The organism is Nostoc sp. DedSLP03, from assembly GCF_034530815.1.
Taxonomy (GTDB): domain Bacteria; phylum Cyanobacteriota; class Cyanobacteriia; order Cyanobacteriales; family Nostocaceae; genus Nostoc.
Map to the genome: position 1 here is coordinate 1 of NZ_JAVRCK010000131.1, position 18,474 is coordinate 18,474.

Sequence of the window (18,474 nt, forward strand, 5' to 3'; positions counted from 1 at the left end):
GCCGACAAGCTGCTTCTCCCCGATAAATCAGAATCCGCAGCGCCTGTACTTCCTGGATCGGAGAAACACAGATTTCGGCAATCGCAGCAATCAAATTCTGTTGCTTCTGCACATAATCTTGATGCTGCTGCTGCACTAATACAAGAGAGAAAAACTGGTCGTTTCATATTTATTGCTGTTTTTTGGGTGGTTCGTGCTTAGATAACAGAGCGGCAAAATCATAAATCGTTACTGTTGGTTTTGGTTCCGGTTTTGGTTCCGGCTCCGATTTTGACTCTATTACCAGTTCTGGGCTACCCAAACCGACTGCATTTTTAATTTCCTGCTCCATATTTAGGTTCTCCTTGTTGATTAATTTGCTCCACCTGATCAATTGCATCCACTATTTCTCCTAAAATATTGAACGCATCATTTAGCACCACATTTTTTGATGTAGAGAAATACTGCGAAGACTGAATGTTGCAATAATCTCGGCTACTGCCAACAAGCCGCAATGTATGTTGACAGCCTTGTAAGATAGTCCGAATCTCTGATGTAGTTAACTTGATTTCCATTAGTGTTTTAACCTTGAAAAACTGAATCGATTTCGCCGTTATCAATAGCATTTTTGGCGTGACGAACAGCCTGGGTATGATTATCAAATGTTTGAGTCGTAGGAGTAGCCCAAGTTGTTTTTAGCAGTTCTGTTTTTCCCACATGAACATCTACAGCACCATCTGATAATTCCGTAGTCTCGATTTTGTAGCCGCCATGTTTAGTTTTGTACTCTTTCATTGCCCGTTTCTTTCCCTAAAATTTATCTTGTTGAATACTGAGGCTTGCTCCGACTAAAGAACTGCCTAAGAATGCAAAAAAACTGACCAACATTGCACCCAGGCAAATATTTTTCTGTTGCTCCCAACCAGAGATGATTATATTGCGGTCAGCATTGGACTCGATTACTTCTAGCCCCCAGCACCCCATTGCCCCTACTCCAGAGAATCCAGTTAAGAGCAGAGAGACAATTGCAGTTGTTTCTATGGTGCGGTCGAGAATAATTCTGGGGTTGAATCTTCTCTTAATACGGCGACGAAAAACCATTTTACTCTTGTGTTCTAATTGAGATTGGTAAACAACTTGTTTGTGATTAGTCATTTTATATCCTCCAATTGAACATAGAAACCTGCACCTGTATTCGTAATCTTTACTCTTCTTTGATTGACCAATGTTTGAATTACTCCCAAGCTAAAATTGATACTGCATAACCGAGCGCTGCCACCGCAACGGCGGAGGTACTGAAGACATAATTGGGAATGGTCTTTTGGGACTGGGTTCGCTTTTTTAGGCATAATGTCTTTCCTGTTGTGGTTTGTAGGAAGCAAAGCGCTGGGTGAAAAAAATAGCCAAGCAGTATTAATGCTTGACTAAATTATTTGTGAATTTAAAAGGTGAATTTCAGTTATTAGAAATTCTCCAGTTCGTCAAATTGATTTGTTGCAGAGTGCTTGTATGCTTTGGCTTTTCTTACACAGTGACGCTTCTAAAATTACAAATGTCGCCAGAAGTTCTTACTGATAGTCTTGAGACTGACAACTGCCGTTTCTGCTGTTGCTTCAGGGGCATGACCAGCAGCCACCGCAGCAGCTTGTGGTGCAGGTGTTGCTAACAGAGAATCAAGTAACTCTCGCTGATAGTCAATATCTGCTACTGTGCGGTAAACTCTGTGGTAATCAATTTGCATCCCTAAAGGTGTTGGCACTATTTTTAGATATTGATTGAGAGCATTAACGTAAATATCATTGAATTTACGTTCGGCAACACAAGGACGTAGTATATCTAACAGTTGAATCGCTTTTTCAATTTCGTAAATATCACAATTACTATCGATTTGGGGCTGACTTCTTCTATAGCCTTTCATCATTTTTTCGGCTACCAGATTCCGATATTTGAGAACAGCCTCTTGATTACTCATTAAAGAATGAGTTTTAGTCTGAAACTTGTAACCAACTCGTCCCCATTCAACAATTAAATTGTTATTTTCGACCTTGGCACTCCAGAATTTATTGCTGTTCTTGATAGCATCAACAAAGACTAAATAGATTTCCATGTTTCTTATCTTGTCAATTCACGACTTGACGGGCGTTCCCCCATCTAATTTGATGTTGTAGAGCTTCAAGTATTGTTTCCGCTTCGTGTGTTGTTAGCCCATTTAATTGTGAGCAAATATCTACCAAAAGTTGTGGCGTATCCATACCCAGAAATGTGACAAAAAGTGCATCCCTAGAAGCTTCTATTAGTGTGTAACTGCTCGGCTCATGCCTTTCTCGCATCAATACATAATTTGTTAACACCGTCCGAAGCAACAATTTTGTTTCTCTGTTTAATTTCTCTAAATATGCGCCATAATTCTCAACCAGTCGGTTAATCAAGTCTGTTTGACCGTAATAAGTTACTAAATCTGTTGTCATCTTTTTTTCACCTTCTCTTTTACTGATTGTTGGATTTGAGAAAGCGATCGCCCCTGTAAAATCAGGAGACAATCGCCATCAAGAAGGGAAAGGGGAACTGGGGTTGGGGAAAGAGTGTTTTCTTCATTCCTTTCCCCTTTACCCAGGATTATTTCATCAGTTCATATTCCGAAACTTAGCAGCACGCAAGGATTGAGTTTTCGCCGCTTGTACAGGACTACTAGCCCGTCGTGCGGTGGATGCCCAGGATTGCATTCGTTCAACTGCCGCAGCGTCCTGAATCGCAAGTGGGGTAATGGTTTGACGGCAGGTTTCCAGATCAGCAAGTGTTACCTGCTGCGATCTATCCTCATCGAATGCCAGCAGAGCAGTTTCCGAAGCAAGGGTTTCCAGTTCTGCGCCTGAAAACTTTGCGGTATTAGCTGCGATCGCTTCGAGGTACTCCGATTCCAAGTGAATGCCAAAACGTTGTAGATGAATCCCCAGAATCTGGACTCGCTCTGGTTCTGTGGGAAGATCAACAAAGAAAGCCTCATCAAACCTACCTTTGCGCTTAAACTCACTTGGTAGTGCTGATGGATCATTGCAGGTTGCAACTATAAACACCCCAGCAGTACACTCACTCATGAACGTAAGCAAAGTTCCAAGAATCCTTTGACTAACACCTGAAGTATCACCCTGACCAGAAAGCGCCTTTTCCACCTCATCAATAAACAAGACACAAGGTGCGATCGCTTCAGCTGTTTTCAGTGCGCGTTTAACATTACCTTCGGATTCGCCAACGAGTGAACCTAAAAGGGACGCAATGTCGAGTTGCAGAAGTGGCAAATTGAGTATACTAGCAATGTTTTTGGCGCAGTGACTTTTACCCGTTCCGGGTGGGCCAGCTAGTAACACCCCTTTGGGTTGGGGTAAGCTAAGACTTCGTGCCTCTTGTGTGAACAGCCGCCGCCGACGATTCAACCAATCACGCAGTAGATCGAGTCCACCGAATGGGATGGTAGCTGGTTTACCCAACTCGATACCCATTTGAGACAGTAGTCGAGTTTTGTACTCGACGGCTTTGGGGATAAAGTCAGTGTCAACTACGACACCATCATTAGTTAAGTTTTCTTTGACTGTTAACCGCAGAAAATCACTAATTTCCTCCAGGGTTAAACCCAGTGCTGCACGAGAAAGAGTTTCTTTTTCAGCATGTTCTAAGGAAATAGTGAAAGTTAATTCCTGTTCAATCGCTGATTGTTGTAAGTCGTGTAAATAAGAATTGATGTGTTCAAGTATTTGGTCAATACTAGGCAAAGGGACTTCACAATAAGGAATCAATCTGACTAGAGACTCGTGTAGCTGTATGTTCTGACCCAACAAGACAATGCGTTTATCTGTGGGTTTTAACCTGTGGTAAAGGTTTTTTACCTTACTTAAAATCTCCCATGATAATTGAGGTGAGTTCTTAGCAATAAAGGGGTGAATATCTCCGAGGATAAATACACCATTCCCACTAAAGTTAGCAATGTAGTCGAACACAAACAGTAGTGGATCAGCCTGTGGTGGTTTCTTATACTCTGGCACTGGCTTAAACACCAGTCCACCATCTGCTGCGATTAAACATTGCTCTAAGGTTGATACTCCCAGATTCCAGAAAAACACCGGACTTGATAGCTTGTTGTTAGCTTCAGCAGTTAACCACTGAATAATTGTCGCTTCATCAGGAGACAGCACATCAACCGCAGCAATGGGAATCTGTGAATCGAGTGTGGAAAGAAGATTTGAGAGTTTCATTGTTTTTGATAAGGTAGTGGAGCTAGTTCATCGTGAGTATTAACAAGTCTCACGACTATTTCATAAACTTCGGCATCGCCGTCGAAAACCTCTGCTATACCGTTGTTCGCTTGGTAGGCGATCGCTGTTACTATGGCATTCAATAGCACACATAGCCCTTCAGTATTCGCTTTGATAATCACGGGCTGGCGTGTTTTCTGTTGTGCGTAAATGTGAACAAATGGGTATTCTTTAGCTAATTCGTTCATGATTCTTTTTAAGGGGGATGAAAGTTGATTCCCCCATGTTCATTACTGACGTAAACGTGTTTGAGTGCTGTTCGTAGTCCGAAGCTGTGGTGCTGATTCTTCCTTGAAAGTGCGATCGCCTTCGACAACTCCCAATGCCTCCTCAAACGGCTGTGTCGCTGACAAGCAACTCAAACCCTCAAAACCTTCTGCCTCAACTCGTACTTCACCTGTAGCTGAATCAAAATGAATCAGTATTGAACGTTCCATAGTTTATCTCCTTGCATATTGTTGTATTTCTTGATGTCCGGCAAAGGTTAGGCGTAGGGTTTGCACAGTACCGTTAGTAGATTCTGCGATCGCACACTCCCCAAATTTTTCTTGTAATTCGGCAGCTTTAGCTCTCACCATCCGTTGTCCATAAGCCAGCATTAGTTTATTACTGAAAAAGTCTTGTCCCAACTTCGGAACTGTTTCGTAACTGTCGTGTATTATCTCGTACACGCCGCTTGACTGATTCCATTTGAACCCGATGTCTGCACGGGCTTGAATTGTGCGACCAGATACGATGATTTCAGCGCTTTGTCCTTGAGAGCCACCGTAGTATCCTTTTAGTGACTGTGCTGTTTGGTGAACTTGCGGTGATAGGTTTAGATCCGTGAGTGCAAAAATAAGACATTCACGATTAGTGAGTTTGGTTTTAACAGTTGAGAAGTGTGACATGAGAATTTTGTCCCTATAGCAGTAGAAGTGAGATATCCTTTTTGAGGTGAACACCCCAGAGGTGAACACCACATTTCCAATTCATTAGTTAGTCTTGAGCGATGCACCTTCGCCCAAGACTGTTTTTTACCTAAACTTGAAAGACATGACCGTAGCTTTCGATAAGCCCACGTCGTCAGCTGCAAGTGATTGTAGATTGCGTTGTTCATCTAACAACTTGGTGCGGATCTCTTGCATTTTTTGCTGCAATTGACTGCGCGTATCAGAACCAAGATTTTTAGACTCAATCGCTGGATCGTTAACGATAGAGTCCAAGTGCGCCATCATCGCCTCCAAGCTACTGCCAGCCTCCGGTGAAGCGTTTGCTAGTAGCACTTGAACCTTCATCAGATGACGCTCCATTTTCCTTTTAAACTGTATGGGTTTCCTCCCTGGTTCCCAATCAGCCAACTCTTCAAGCAACTGTGCGGCGAGTTGTTCACCGCCAGCTAGAGCAGATTCCCGTAGCCTTTGCTCCAGATTTTGGTCATACTGCTGAATGAACTTGGTAATCTGGTCTAGACATTCGGCTTGCTGCTGGTTCAGTTGTTCAGACAATGCCGGGATAATTACCGGACGACCAATGACGACTTGCAAATAGTCTTCAAGGTCGGTCAGAGTCGGGAATGCTCTTAACAAGTTGGCTTTGACTGACTCTTGCTTATCCTGTGCTAATTCCCAAGTGTTAAGTGAGAGGAACTGATCAATCCGCTCTTGGTAATCAAGCAACCCTGTTTCGTAATCAACTTTAAGCTGATTCCTTAAACTGGGAGCTACATTATCCCTAATATTGATTAACTGATTCCACACGAGTGGAGCTAAATCAATCGGACAAATCCAATCACCAGTATCACTACTCATCCACTCTTGAACTGAAGCAATCTCTTGCCTCAATTGGCCAGCAGCTTCATCCAATTTCTTAAATACCTTGATACCCCGCAAACCTACTTCAGAATTAGTAACTTTCACAAGGTCTGATTCGATTTCAGAAACTTCAGCTTTTAGTACATCTGTCCATTTAGGAGCGGCAGACTTTGTACTTTTCTTTAGCTGAATGCGAAATCTAATGCGAGTTTTATTTAATTGTGAGAAATTGTGGCGCTCGACTACTGCATCAGTTAGGAAATTTGTAGCGATAGTGTTGTCGATTACTTGTACCATTATTATTGACCTCAATCATTATTTTTCACTTTCGATTAAGCGAAGCTTTCTTTGTGGTGATTTCTCAAGAGAGCGAATGTCTGAAGTAGCTCTATAGATTACTTTTGTAGAGCTATTCTGTAGGCGAATATGTCTTTTAATGACTGGTGGTTTATGTATGGACATGGCTTAAAATAGCTGAAGTTGCTGCGAATTATCCTGTACCACAGGCTTTTTATAAACCATGCCTTCGACTTCATAACACCGAGTCATAAGTTTGTTTCGATTTAGCCGAAAGCTGGCTTTTTTTCTTTGATTTGGCAGAGGGAGAAATAGATACTGTGGATGTTGGATGCTACCCTCATCTCCCAAATATCGACAATGTGTACCATTAATTTGGTAAACTTTTGATGAGCTTAACAGTGTCGCGTCATACAGTTTGATCAAATTTGTTTCCATCTTAGTAGCAGTGAAGTGTGCCATAATTTGTTGTGGAATCGATTTTTCTCTACAGTCAGATTTAATCAGCCTGACTGTAGAGTTTTTCACGCATAATCTGATTCAATTTCTTCTTTGATTCATCTGACAGAACATTAAAATCAAACTCTTCAGAGTTCAAAACTTCATCAAAACTTGTTGACTCATCGATAATATTGGCAATTAAACAAGATTCATCATCGTAGTTCCAGCCATTTGCTAGAAGCCACGGCAGAACTCCTTCAGATTGCAATAGTTTCTCAATGTCAAACGAGTCAGAAAACTGCTGTAAGTTTTTGATACTGGGGTGAACGATTGTAATAGTCATGGGGTATTTTAAATGATTGAAATACGTACAGCCCAATCAAAAGATGGGGAAAGGGGAAAGGGATTCATGAATTAAATTATCCTTAGAAAAGCAAGGTTTTTACCTTTTCCCCTGTCCCTTCTTTATTAGCTGTAGATAAGACTTGAGAACTGATCAAATATGCTTCCCTCATCGAAGGCAAGTAGGGAAGCATAAAGGCGAACGCAATTGCTGCAATCACCTCAATAAGTATTTGGTTATTAAGAAGACACATCCTCCCAGTAACCAACTTCATCGTCATAATTTGCTTGCATAGACTGCAATTTGTTGACGAAGTTAGCAAATTCTTCGTTAGTTAGTAACTGTCTTCCTTTTTTGCCATAGTTCTCTATAAGAAACTGTTTGCCCTTTTCCTCGCCCCAACCTAAAGCTTCAATCAATCGTTGTGACTCCATCATCAATTGATTGCGATCTAGTGCATGAGACGTATGCTTTGGTAAGTTATTGTTAGGCAATCCTTTTTTCCACCAATCGCTGACGGAATTATGCACAAGGGCAATTTCTTGAGCTATTGGTTTCTTGCCAATACAATAACTTTCCCAGTTGAGCGCAGTTGGCTTTTCGTATCCGTTACAGACACAGGCATTGGAAGTTTGCCCCCCTTTCTCACGTTTCTCTGTTTTCAATGTGGGACAAAATACCCACATCGAATGCCAAAGTAAATTCTTCGGTTGGTGATGTTTGCCTTGAAAACTTGCATAAGCTTGTTCGCAGGTTTCACGGAATGCCATTAGTTGTTGATCAAACGAAACTTGAAACACTCCCCAAGCAGTTATTTGTACTGGTGCGATATGAAGAGGTTGATTTTGGGCATCGACGAAAATCACCATATACCGCCTACCGAATTTGTAAGCGTTTTTGTCCAAACCATCGCTGCTACGCCAAACTCCAATCACCTTTCTATCGTTTCCGTATAGCAGAGGCGATCGCCCAATCACAAGTATTCGTGGTTGTCTATAGAGAGCGCCAGGAATACCTATCTTTTCATCGTTTTCGTCCAACTTATTAGTAAGAACTTTGTATTGTTTCCCACCAACTAGTTCTTTATTTTCGTACCATCCTGCTAATTGTTGATTTTCGTAAGCAATCCAAATGCCTGCGGGTGAAGGAATACTCTTTGCTGCTGGGGTTTTTTCGTATGCCTTGTGTTGAGCAGAATCAAAGTCAAAAGCTGTCATAGTAGCTGCTTGCCTTTCTTTAATGTTAGTTTTCGCAAAAAATAAGCGAAGCTTTAATTCTGAGTGGGTAATTCTGCATTATTTTCTTGATAGGTCATTGTTTAATATCAACAGATTTCACTCTCTCATTGGCGAAGCCGTTGATTTCAGATGTATCTATCAAGTACAGAGCCAATAAAACAGCGCTCTTGTTACTACAAAAGCGCTTTTTATTACTAATTATTTGCTTTGTACGGATTATTGATGTGGATTAAATCTTGCTAGCAAATCTTCACGAGATAATTCAAGACATAGGGGAGTAAATTCTTCTGGTGTTAACTGCAATAAACTATCGACTACTTTTGAAAGTTCTTCATCTACAGAACCAAACCGGAATCTTAACAAGTTTTCTACAACTTGACGGCGTTCAAGTTGTACTCCTTGCTCTACTCCCTCCTGTACCGCTTGCGCTCTTGCTTCTTGATAAGCTTCTGTTAAATTCATAATTAACTCCTGATCTTCTTCAGTTAAATCGGTTTGTGTCATCACGCTTATACGCCACCTGTAAACCATTTCAAGAACATTACGGCGGACAAGATTCTCTGGTGGAAGGGCAACCAGTTCACTTACTGCAAGCTGTTGTACTGTGCCTCTTCCCAAAAGCCTGAACCATAGAGTTTCTTCTGTGACGGGTAACTCGTTGATCGCTATTATCGCGCCTCTGAAACATTCTTGAAAAAAGTAAACTCCAGTCATCCACTTTTCTAAGTCTAGCTTAACCTCTAAATCTGCTAACAGAGAGGCTGAAGCACTAGGTGTCAAAATCCACAAACGAGCTAAATCATCTTCGCTAATGGTAGTTTCTTCTCTTTTGGCTTTGCGCTGAGAATCCGCAATCACAGTGAACAACTTCATGAAACAGTTACGTACTTCCGTCCTGCTGGGCTGATTCCAAAATGGTTCCAGTAGCGTTGTATTGAGTAGAGCAATTCTTCCCAGCAATCCTAGATTTTCCGCTTGGGCTTGTGGGGAAGGTAAAAATAATACATCTACAAATCTTGTTGCATCTGTTACTTCCCTGTTAATTTTCACTTCACCCAAAGGAGCCAGTAGCTCTTCTAAAAATTCCTTGGCAAATTTGTCGTGAGGTTGGTGAGGTTGTTGGGTCATTTTGTAAGAGCGAACTGTGTTTTATTTTACAAGGGTTGGTTATGGTTACATGGTGGGCATTAAAACCTACCATTTTACTTACGCTGCTATCAACTCTCGACAAACTTGCGGCAGTTCAATCGGAGCAGTTGCCCTGGACAGTGCTTCTACAGCCTCTTTCACACTCCAGTACCGTACTCCATCCCCACACCGCCAATAGTAGGTCTTGGGGTCGTTTTCCCATAACTCATCAGCATTTCTGACCTTGAAGAGTATGCCCAAGAACTCACCATCCAGATATACATTGTGAGCCGTCTGGAGGTCAGTGCATCCTACATAGGTCAGTCGATAGCCGTCCACTGGCGTACACAAGTCTTCTGCACGAGTACCGCGATACCCACAGTTACCGCACCCATGCCCACCACAATCTGGACAGATGGCAGCAGGCATATTCCACTTCGGCAGGGTGAAGTCCCATTCAGCCGATGGCGTTAATATTCGAGCCTTGTGAGAGATATAACAGCCAGCATGACCAATTAACTTGTCAGGATAGTACTGGACGCTCAACGATAGCCAATCACAATCACCTAACAAGCCTATTTTCTCAGAAGCTTGTTTTAATTCCTTTTCTTCCTTGTGATTGCGCTCTACTGGAGCAGAAAGACTCGCTTTTACCTCTGCAACAGCGCGTTTGAAAGATTGTTTGTGGTAACGAGCATAGCCGTGGATCATTTTTACCCACACGATATCATCCGAGTTTATCCAGATAGTCACTACATCTTCGGGCTTACACTCTTTTGAGTAGTCCGACTGATTGACGATGGTTGCGATGATTTGGCGATCGCTGTTCGTTAGCGGATCTTTTGTTGGTGTAGGGGCTGAAATTTGTGTAATCATTAGAAATACCTCTAAATGGGTAAAAGGGCGATCGCATACTTTTCCAGAGCGGCGATCGCCCTATTTTTATTAGTCAGTTTGTTGTGCAAGCACAACACTCTCAATCTAGAATTGGCGAAGCCTTATAAAAGTGTTCAAGGGTAAAACGTATTAACTGATGTCAAAACATCAGACAGCACAAAGCTGTAGAGAAGATATTGGGATTTACCGTGTCCTCTGTACAGCCGCGTGGTAACAATTGAAAAGGCGATTGAGGAGTTCATAATCGCCTTTGTTCTGCAAAAATTGAAGTTTTTTACAACCAGTTTTTAGACTTGGTTGGTCATCGGAATCATCTCCGGTGGCTTGAGCAATACAAGTTTTTGGCTTCCGGCTGCTAGTCCCGGTGGCGGCTGGTTTTAGGTTTCGTGATTAACTCGATTTATAAGGGTTGAATTTTGAGCGCTTCTTTGTTTTTCAAAAGAGGCATCGCGCTCGTCTCCTCTCTTATGATTACTATATTACTACGCTCACCAGTGCTTGTCAAGCACTTTTAGCTGGTGAGCGTAGTAGATAATTCTCTTAGCTGTTGTAATCTATGTTCCAAATAAGTGAAGTGATATCCCCATCTAAAGCAGCACAAAGTTTCTCTAGAATTTCTGTACTAACAGTCATCTGAGTTGGTTTTTTTGGTTTGTTAATAAAGACGTGAGGAGTCTCTAGCTGCTGAATATAAGCCACAGAAACTCCCACAACATCAGATAGCTTTTGTCTACTATATCCAGCTTTGTCTCTTAGCTCCCTGAGTTTTTGGGCATTTTCTTCATTCCACCTAAACGCAGCGATGGGTGTTACATCTACTGTGATATTCATTTTTACTTTAATTTTATTTTCACTGCGCTCGCCAGTTGACATGATAATATGATTAATATACTGGTGTCAACCATAAGGCTACACCAAGCAAAGGTGAAAGCGATCGCTTGCCCATTAGCAATGCGATTATTTTAGTCTGCGTCAACTGGAGAAACACAACACCTGTTCAAAGACACTTACGGTTAATTTCCTCAAGGTCAAGTGAAACTTACAAAGAATTCATTGCCGTAAAGATAAGAAACCGAAATCTAAAACTACTTAACGCCGCTTTGAGAATCCAGGCAAGGTTTAAGAATGGCTCTCACCAGCAGTAATCGTGGAAGGGTTTGAAAATTGATATTGCTACCCTAATCTCTACCGACAGAAAGATTTATACAAACGACAAGAGGTTTAAGGTAGGTACAACCAACAGTAACGCAAGGAAAAAACAAATGAATCTACCTGCAACTGTTAGCACAAAACTCCAGAAAAGTGCGGCATTTATATTGCTTTCTTTAGCTTTAGTCGGTTTAGAAATTCCTTCTTCAAGTGGACAAAGCTTGCCAAATAGCTCAACCAAATCGGCTCCATTTGTTGATGGAACATATTTATACGGCGAAACTCCTAAACCTAATCAAATTGGGAAAGCCTACTTATTATTACAACGTCAACAAGGAAATATTGTCGGAGCTTTGTACTATCCTAATTCTGAGTTTAGTTGCTTTACAGGAAAACAGAATAACAACACAGTTTCTGCTAAATCACTTAGTTCCAATAAAGCAAAAACTGAAAATATGAAAATTAACCTATCTAATTTTCATCAAATCAAACTTATTAGCGCTAACGACCAACGCATCCTCACAGTCTGCAAGCAAACAACAGTTGCCTCTAAGCAATTAACTAATGAGATTACTAATCATATAGGCTTTATTGAATAACAAGACACAGATCACAACCTCAAAAGTCAGAGCAAAAGAGTAGGTAATTGTGATTTGAACGATAATTTAGCCAAACGGTCACGAAATACTTCACTTTGTACTAGGACAACATATAGTTCAAAGCTATAAATGGAGTTCAAAAAACTCAAAACTTAATTACAGCAGGGAACATGGTCAAATAGTTCATTTGTACCGTACCGTGATGGGAGAGAAATAAAAATTCAGATTTCAGGCGATCGCTTTATCACTCAATTTTTGGCGAAACATATTTTTGAACCATATTGTGGACATTTTGAATTATATTTTGACCGAAAGTTTAAAATTTTCGACTAAATTAGTGTGTCTTGCTCGGCATTTTTTACCAAGTCTAAAAATAAAACTTTTGGTCGTATTATGGTTCACATTTAAAACACACGGACATAATTTGATTCACAAAGCTAAGTTATTGATTGGCTCAAAAGCTTGAAATTACGTTAACTTTTGGTCACGTTATGGTTCAAAATTTGGTCACGCAGGGGGTAAAATCACAGTAATTCGGCCCTACTCAGTAAACACTATTTTAAAATGCCCAAAATCAACACAGCGATCGCACTTGTGTAACATCTACAATTCCACACTCACGTTGTCCCTACCGTTGCCCCATGCGGCCTGAAAAACAGCGAGTGCTACGGCTTTGCATCGGATTAGATTGCTAGTGGTAAAGCAATGCATCTATGGCGCTACTTTTGGGAGCAACTGCTTACCAGGGGAAAATTCAGGCACTATCTAAATAATTACTAATTGGTAATTCGTAATTAATTCATTAATTGTGTAACTATCAGAATAGTTGTAAAAACTTTAAAGTTAAACAATTTTCTCCATGCGCTCGTTACTCTTTCAAAACTTAAAACTGACTATTCCTACAGCTTTATTATTTACGGTTCTTGGCTATATTCTAAGTCTATTTCTGAGTTTTCTTACCAACCCACAAGCAGCAAGATGGCAATTCCATCTAGAATTCGGGCCTAAACCCCAAAACCTTCATGAGCTTGCAATTTTTCAAGCTCAGGCAGCATTTGCAGGTACAGCACTCGGAATTCTAATAGCTCAAACAACTTTTTTTGTATATGTAAGTAAATTTGGACTCAGCAATCGTAGCACTAAGCAGTAATCGTAAGCGATGTTACTCGGCTTGCCGCTTGCGCGTCTTTGCCATCTGCAACATCCGCAATTTAATACTCACATTTCCCCTAAATTGCCATATCCTCTCTTGAGAACAGCAATTGCTACAGCTTTGCAGTGATTGAATTGCTAGTGATAGAGCAATTCATCTATGGCGCTACTTTTTCTTTAAACGCCTTGCCAGCAGAAAACGCAGGAACTCTAGTAGCTGGAATTGTCATTGGGTCATTAGTTTTGGGATTACGTCCCTCACGCTCTGAGCGTTCGCGTCGCTTGAATGACCCAAACCCTACCAGTGTTATCTTCTTTCCATTCGCTACAGCTTCGATAACTACTGACAAAAAAGCACTGATGATTTCATCAGCTTGCTTTTTTGTGACGTTGGCTTTGGCTGCTACAACATCCACTAGTTCACCTTTATTCATAAATTACCCTGAAGTATTGCAAATATTGGAAATTTAGCATTAATAACTCTTATTAGCAAAGGGAAAAAGGAGTAAAAATCTAGCGACATACGAAAATTGATAATGCGCGGTTACTACTGCATTCTTGCTCTGTCTCCCAGATTTCCTTTCATCAGCGCTCTATCAGCAGCCACCATATCCTTCGGTTAGTAAGGTCTGGTCAAAGTTACAATTTCTCAAGTGTTTGGTTGGCTAAAAATAGGCAGTTAGAGAAATAGATTAGAGAAGAAAAAATTATGTATTGCGATTGCACGCAAGTCAATTAATTAGTAATCAGAGGGCAGTGTAACCACCATCCATCAGGTGGAAGCTGCCAGTGACGAAAGAGGCTTGCTCGGACAATAGGAAGCTAACCATGTTTGCGACTTCCTCAGTTCGTGCAAGGCGACCTAAAGGATGCAAGTCAGCCATCTGCTTTCGCGCTGACTCTGGCAACTCTTGCATCTGAGGTGTATCAACATAACCTGGCCCGATTGCAGTCACCCGGATGCCCTGATTTGCGTATTCCAATGCTGCCGCCTTTGTCAGACCGATAATGCCGTGCTTGGCAGTGACATAGGGAGCAATACCCGCCACTCCGACCGCACCCGCGGCAGATGACATATTCACAATTGCCCCACCACCACTTTGGATGATTGCTGGAATTTCGTATTTTAGTCCAAAGAAAATGCCGTTAATATTAGTCGCAATCACACGATGCCACCATTCAATCTCATAATCGGCGGTACTAATCCCATGCGGCCCGGTAAAGCCAGCATTATTGACTGCTAGGTTCAACCCGCCAAATCGCTCCACCGTTTCGGCTACCATTGCCTCCACAGCCCGATGGTCAGACACATCAGTTTCAATAACGTATGTCCGCCTGCCAGATGAATCCAACCGCCTAGCTACTTCCTGCGCTCCTTCGGCATTGATGTCTGCCAGAACGATCCGCGCACCGTTTTCGTACAGCTTGACAGCAATGGCTTCACCAAGACCTCTGGCTGCACCAGTGACAATAGCTATCTTGTTTGCAAACTCGGTCACTGGCTTATCCTCCAGGACAAACGCATCTAAATTGCTCTTGCTCACGACTAACCATAAAAACCAAGGAAAAAATTAGCGTTTTTCATTTGATTTCTTTTTCAAGCCTTAAAGCAACACCTGTGAAGGGCTAGACTAACGCCTAAACTGCTATCAATAAGTATAGCTTAATGCGATTGTATTTGAGCTTATTAGCAATAAAGCACCCCTATTGATTCTGATGTGACCGCCCTGCTTCAGGTGCTGCAAACCAACACTATCTTATTATGGACACTCAACTTCGACAGCAAAAGAAATTATTATTGGTACAAATGTATTGTAGGCTATGATAAGTTAGTTATATCATGCACCTTTTATGGTTTCGTCGGGATTTACGTTTAACCGATAATGAAATTGTCACCTCTTCATCTGATAATGGTGTAGCAGTAAAGCCATTCTTCATTATTGACCCTTGGTTTTATACCTGGGCTGATGTCGGAGCTGCTAGAGTCCGCTTCTTGTTTGAGTCATTGGAAAATCTCAACTCAAATCTGCAAAAGTTAGGTAGTCAGCTGTACTTATTTGAAGGTAATTCTACAAACATCGTGCAAGAGTTGACTAGGCAGTTAATCATTGCAGGATATAAACCCAAACTTTTCTTTAACCGTGATGTGCAGGTAGAGTACGGTGTCAGCCGGGATAAAACCGTAGTTGATTTCTACAAACAGTTAAACCTTGATTACCATATTGGACTAAACAACTTTCTGCAATCAGCACAGCAACGTGACGAGTGGTTTAAGGAATACTACACCTATCAAAGACAATCTCAATACAAAACACCAGCAACTATTAATACGCCTCAAATTAGGCTCAATCTACCACAGTTAACATTTGAAGAACTTAAACAAAAATACCATCGTTTTTGGGCAGTAGAGAAAGTTTACTTTCCAGGGGGCGAAACACAAGCACAAGCTAAACTAGACTCATTTCTCAAAAAAAGATATTACGGATACCATTGGAAACTTTCTCGCCCAATGCTTTCACAGCTTGGGGCAACATCTCATTTATCACCACACCTGACTTTTGGGACTATTTCAACTCGCACTGTTTACCAAAGCACTAAAGCCTTAGCAGAAGAATTAAAAGCTCAACCCAAAGCAGAATTTTCCCTCAAAACATTTCGAGACCGTTTGCGTTGGCATGATAGTTTTACGCAGCGACTCTATTTTCATCCAGAAATTGCTTACACTAACCGTTATCCAGAATTTGATCAACTATATATCCCATCAGCGTTATCAGGAGCAAAACAAGAATTATTCCAGGCATGGCAACAAGGAATGACAGGTTTCCCTTTGGTAGACGCAAGTATGCGGCAACTTCAAACGATGGGCTGGATGAACTTTCGGATGAGGGCAATGTGTGCCACGTTTTTAACTATCAACTGTGGTATTTCCTGGTATCACGGCGCTAGACATTATATGAACTATTTAGTAGATGGAGATTTAGCAATTAATAATTGGCAGTGGCAGATGCAGGCTGGTGCAACGAATCCACTGAGCGATACTTTCTGCATCTATAATCCGTCAAAGAATGTTGCCGAAAAAGACCCTCAAGGAGACTTTATTTACCACTGGATACCGGAACTGCGGGGCTATAGTTTACCAGAAATTGAACAGGAGAAATACATTAACAATAGTTATTATCCACAACCAATTTTAGATTGGTCAAAGACGCGTAAAGTTAATGGCAAAGTTGTTTCTGACTTACGAAAGCTAACCAAACAGCGATTATTAAGCCAAGGTGGAGATGAATACGATAGTGCAATCGCTGCTAAAGAAACAGTTGAAAAATACTGGCAGCATAAAGACAGAGAGTACAGAGAATATCAACAAAAGCTTACCCTGACACAAGAGTTAAGCATTATCTAGATTACAGATGGTGCGCGATATTTTTACCCAATGGATAACAGAAAGTCTTTTACAGTGATGATTGTTGGAAATAAAATTATCAGTCAGGTAATTCAATCTCAAATGATAGCGATCGCACTCTGGCGCAATGCCTCCTGAAGATTGCACTCAGAAATTATCGGGGGAAGCTCATGAACAACCAACCGAATCACGAAAACCTTAGCCCACAAGAAACGCCATGTCCTATCTGCGGCTCACAAAATTTTATTTGGGGTCGTACCGTTGGAGAATCAGTAAGTCAGTGGGTGTATTTCCGTGCTGATGGGGCTGTGTGGGGGGAAGGTGAAAAGCTACGGGCACGTAAATGCCTTGATTGCAGCAATGTTCAGCTATTTACATAACTTGAAAAAAAATCGCTAAGAAATGTTCAGTGCGGAAAAGAATTGTGATTTCTTATATTGCAACAACAGAGGGAGCAAGATGAAGCTATTGTGGAGAATCGGCATAATTTTAATGGAATGGGTTAAGTCTGCAAATAAGGTAGTTTATAAATAAATATAATGTTTCCTGATTTTCTGCCATCACAAGTTAACCAACTCAAAGACATAGAGGCGATCGCTTTTGTTAAAAGTATTGAAAGAATTGCCTTGACAACTTCCCTTAGTCAACAGCCAATCTTGACAACGTATATTCACAAAGGTAGGGGAGTTACACCGATTTTATTACTGCATGGCTTCGACAGTTCCATCCTTGAGTTCCGCCTTCTTTTACCATTACTTGCTGCTCAAAATGAAACATGGGCAGTAGATTTGTTAGGTTTTGGCTTTACACAAAGACAAAAAGAAATAAGTTACAGTCCAACTACAATCAAAATTCACCTTTACAATTTTTGGAAAACTTTAATCAATAGACCAATCATACTAGTAGGCGCATCAATGGGAGGTGCAGCTGCAATCGATTTTACTCTTACTTATCCTCAAATTGTCAAATCGCTAGTATTGATTAATAGTTTAGGTTACACTAGTTCTCCTGCTTTTAGCAAATATTTATTTCCTCCTTTTGACTTTTTGGCTGTTGAATACCTGCGTCAGCGCCACATATTGGCATTAAACTTATGTAGCGTTTTACCTAATTTTGATCCCCAAATAGTTTTGGCAATTCAGTGCGCCATGCTACATCAAGAAATGCCACTTTGGCATGATGCTATGATTGATTATGTCAAAACTGGAGGTTATACCAACTTGGCAGATAGAATTGCCCAAGTTGAAAAACCAACACTGATTTTATGGGGAGAAGCTGATGACATGCTCCCACTTGGAGATGCAGAAAAATTTCAGCGCTCCATTGCCAATTCTCAATTAATAAAACTTAAAAACTGTGGTCATGCCCCTCAAATTGAACAGCCGCAAATTACATCTCAACATATTTTGCAATTTTTGAATAAGTGTAATTTTTAATTGATTTAAGCGAACTTTGAAAGTATTAGTTAAAATTCTCATTTGTCAGGTTTCTTTGTTGCTCAACTTGACAAATATAACGAAAAAGGCTTTTCTTAAACTCAACGGGCAACTTGGTATAAGAAATAAAATCATGCAATTCGGCGATTGAATTGTGCAATTATTCCATTCAACAGTGGCATAAATTAATCCCCCTAGCGATCGCAACTCCCGAAACCCGCCTCACAAAAATGTCAAAGCCCACTTGTGACACCAATAGCACAGAGAAGTAGAAAAATACCAACTGCGTAAGCAGCTAGTTCCAATTCTGGG

The 18,474-nt window shown here is 41.0% G+C and carries 24 protein-coding genes; 4 read left to right on the forward strand and 20 right to left on the reverse strand.

Annotation, left to right across the window (positions count from 1 at the left end; translation table 11 throughout):
* Positions 1-169 precede the first annotated feature (169 nt).
* The 18 genes from RM368_RS35265 to RM368_RS35350 form a co-directional block, all read right to left on the reverse strand.
* Positions 170-331 carry a hypothetical protein gene (locus tag RM368_RS35265; protein WP_190937372.1) on the reverse strand — a complete coding sequence of 54 codons (162 nt, stop codon included), beginning with the start codon at positions 329-331 and terminating at the stop codon, positions 170-172.
* Entirely contained in the window at positions 315-554 is a 240-nt protein-coding gene (locus RM368_RS35270; RefSeq protein WP_322698364.1) for a hypothetical protein, read from the reverse strand. The genes RM368_RS35265 and RM368_RS35270 overlap by 17 nt, the downstream gene beginning before the upstream one ends.
* 7 nt (positions 555-561) lie before the next feature.
* Positions 562-774 carry a hypothetical protein gene (locus tag RM368_RS35275; RefSeq protein ID WP_322698365.1) on the reverse strand — a complete coding sequence of 71 codons (213 nt, stop codon included), beginning with the start codon at positions 772-774 and terminating at the stop codon, positions 562-564.
* Between the two features lie 15 nt (positions 775-789).
* On the reverse strand, positions 790-1,134 hold the full coding sequence (locus RM368_RS35280) for a hypothetical protein (RefSeq protein WP_322698366.1): 345 nt from the start codon (positions 1,132-1,134) through the stop codon (positions 790-792).
* A complete protein-coding gene (locus RM368_RS35285; protein ID WP_322698367.1) occupies positions 1,131-1,328 on the reverse strand; it encodes a hypothetical protein in 198 nt (65 codons plus the stop codon). The genes RM368_RS35280 and RM368_RS35285 overlap by 4 nt, the downstream gene beginning before the upstream one ends.
* Positions 1,329-1,525: 197 nt before the next feature.
* Positions 1,526-2,086, reverse strand: coding sequence for a WGR domain-containing protein (locus RM368_RS35290; protein ID WP_322698368.1), 561 nt, complete (start codon positions 2,084-2,086; stop codon positions 1,526-1,528).
* A gap of 13 nt (positions 2,087-2,099) precedes the next feature.
* Positions 2,100-2,519, reverse strand: a complete 420-nt coding sequence (locus RM368_RS35295) for a hypothetical protein (RefSeq protein ID WP_322698369.1) — start codon at positions 2,517-2,519, stop codon at positions 2,100-2,102.
* A gap of 84 nt (positions 2,520-2,603) precedes the next feature.
* Positions 2,604-4,226: an AAA family ATPase gene (locus RM368_RS35300; RefSeq protein ID WP_322698370.1), complete on the reverse strand. Its 1,623-nt coding sequence runs from the start codon at positions 4,224-4,226 to the stop codon at positions 2,604-2,606.
* On the reverse strand, positions 4,223-4,474 hold the full coding sequence (locus tag RM368_RS35305) for a hypothetical protein (protein WP_322698371.1): 252 nt from the start codon (positions 4,472-4,474) through the stop codon (positions 4,223-4,225). Before RM368_RS35305 ends, RM368_RS35300 begins: the two co-directional genes overlap by 4 nt.
* A gap of 42 nt (positions 4,475-4,516) precedes the next feature.
* Positions 4,517-4,723: a DUF2997 domain-containing protein gene (locus tag RM368_RS35310; RefSeq protein WP_322698372.1), complete on the reverse strand. Its 207-nt coding sequence runs from the start codon at positions 4,721-4,723 to the stop codon at positions 4,517-4,519.
* Positions 4,724-4,726: 3 nt separating this feature from the next.
* Positions 4,727-5,176 (reverse strand): DUF1257 domain-containing protein, encoded by a 450-nt coding sequence (locus RM368_RS35315; RefSeq protein WP_322698373.1) that lies wholly within the window; start codon positions 5,174-5,176, stop codon positions 4,727-4,729.
* Between the two features lie 126 nt (positions 5,177-5,302).
* Positions 5,303-6,376, reverse strand: a complete 1,074-nt coding sequence (locus RM368_RS35320) for a hypothetical protein (RefSeq protein ID WP_322698374.1) — start codon at positions 6,374-6,376, stop codon at positions 5,303-5,305.
* A gap of 168 nt (positions 6,377-6,544) precedes the next feature.
* A complete protein-coding gene (locus tag RM368_RS35325) occupies positions 6,545-6,904 on the reverse strand; it encodes a hypothetical protein (RefSeq protein ID WP_322698375.1) in 360 nt (119 codons plus the stop codon).
* A complete protein-coding gene (locus RM368_RS35330) occupies positions 6,876-7,160 on the reverse strand; it encodes a hypothetical protein (protein ID WP_322698376.1) in 285 nt (94 codons plus the stop codon). Before RM368_RS35330 ends, RM368_RS35325 begins: the two co-directional genes overlap by 29 nt.
* A gap of 239 nt (positions 7,161-7,399) precedes the next feature.
* Positions 7,400-8,377: a DUF5895 domain-containing protein gene (locus RM368_RS35335; RefSeq protein WP_322698377.1), complete on the reverse strand. Its 978-nt coding sequence runs from the start codon at positions 8,375-8,377 to the stop codon at positions 7,400-7,402.
* A gap of 237 nt (positions 8,378-8,614) precedes the next feature.
* Complete coding sequence (locus tag RM368_RS35340) at positions 8,615-9,526, reverse strand: hypothetical protein (RefSeq protein ID WP_322698378.1); 912 nt, start codon at positions 9,524-9,526, stop codon at positions 8,615-8,617.
* Positions 9,527-9,604: 78 nt separating this feature from the next.
* On the reverse strand, positions 9,605-10,402 hold the full coding sequence (locus RM368_RS35345) for a hypothetical protein (protein ID WP_322698379.1): 798 nt from the start codon (positions 10,400-10,402) through the stop codon (positions 9,605-9,607).
* Positions 10,403-10,963: 561 nt separating this feature from the next.
* The gene (locus RM368_RS35350) at positions 10,964-11,254 is read right to left on the reverse strand and encodes a helix-turn-helix transcriptional regulator (RefSeq protein WP_322698380.1); all 291 of its coding nucleotides are present in this window, start codon (positions 11,252-11,254) and stop codon (positions 10,964-10,966) included.
* Positions 11,255-11,580: 326 nt separating this feature from the next.
* Between RM368_RS35350 and RM368_RS35355 the strand changes: the two genes are divergently transcribed.
* A complete protein-coding gene (locus RM368_RS35355) occupies positions 11,581-12,171 on the forward strand; it encodes a hypothetical protein (protein WP_322698381.1) in 591 nt (196 codons plus the stop codon).
* Positions 12,172-13,481: 1,310 nt separating this feature from the next.
* Here the strand turns inward: RM368_RS35355 and RM368_RS35360 are convergent.
* Complete coding sequence (locus tag RM368_RS35360; protein WP_322698382.1) at positions 13,482-13,757, reverse strand: HU family DNA-binding protein; 276 nt, start codon at positions 13,755-13,757, stop codon at positions 13,482-13,484.
* Between the two features lie 312 nt (positions 13,758-14,069).
* On the reverse strand, positions 14,070-14,822 hold the full coding sequence (locus RM368_RS35365; protein ID WP_322698383.1) for an SDR family NAD(P)-dependent oxidoreductase: 753 nt from the start codon (positions 14,820-14,822) through the stop codon (positions 14,070-14,072).
* A 341-nt stretch (positions 14,823-15,163) separates the two neighbouring features.
* Here RM368_RS35365 and RM368_RS35370 point away from each other — a divergent pair, with 341 nt between their 5' ends.
* The 3 genes from RM368_RS35370 (at position 15,164) to RM368_RS35380 (ending at position 18,162) form a co-directional block, all read left to right on the forward strand.
* Positions 15,164-16,726, forward strand: coding sequence for a deoxyribodipyrimidine photo-lyase (locus RM368_RS35370; protein ID WP_322698384.1), 1,563 nt, complete (start codon positions 15,164-15,166; stop codon positions 16,724-16,726).
* A gap of 170 nt (positions 16,727-16,896) precedes the next feature.
* The gene (locus RM368_RS35375) at positions 16,897-17,106 is read left to right on the forward strand and encodes a hypothetical protein (protein ID WP_322698385.1); all 210 of its coding nucleotides are present in this window, start codon (positions 16,897-16,899) and stop codon (positions 17,104-17,106) included.
* Between the two features lie 159 nt (positions 17,107-17,265).
* Positions 17,266-18,162 carry an alpha/beta hydrolase gene (locus RM368_RS35380; protein WP_322698386.1) on the forward strand — a complete coding sequence of 299 codons (897 nt, stop codon included), beginning with the start codon at positions 17,266-17,268 and terminating at the stop codon, positions 18,160-18,162.
* The last annotated feature ends 312 nt before the right edge of the window (positions 18,163-18,474 follow it).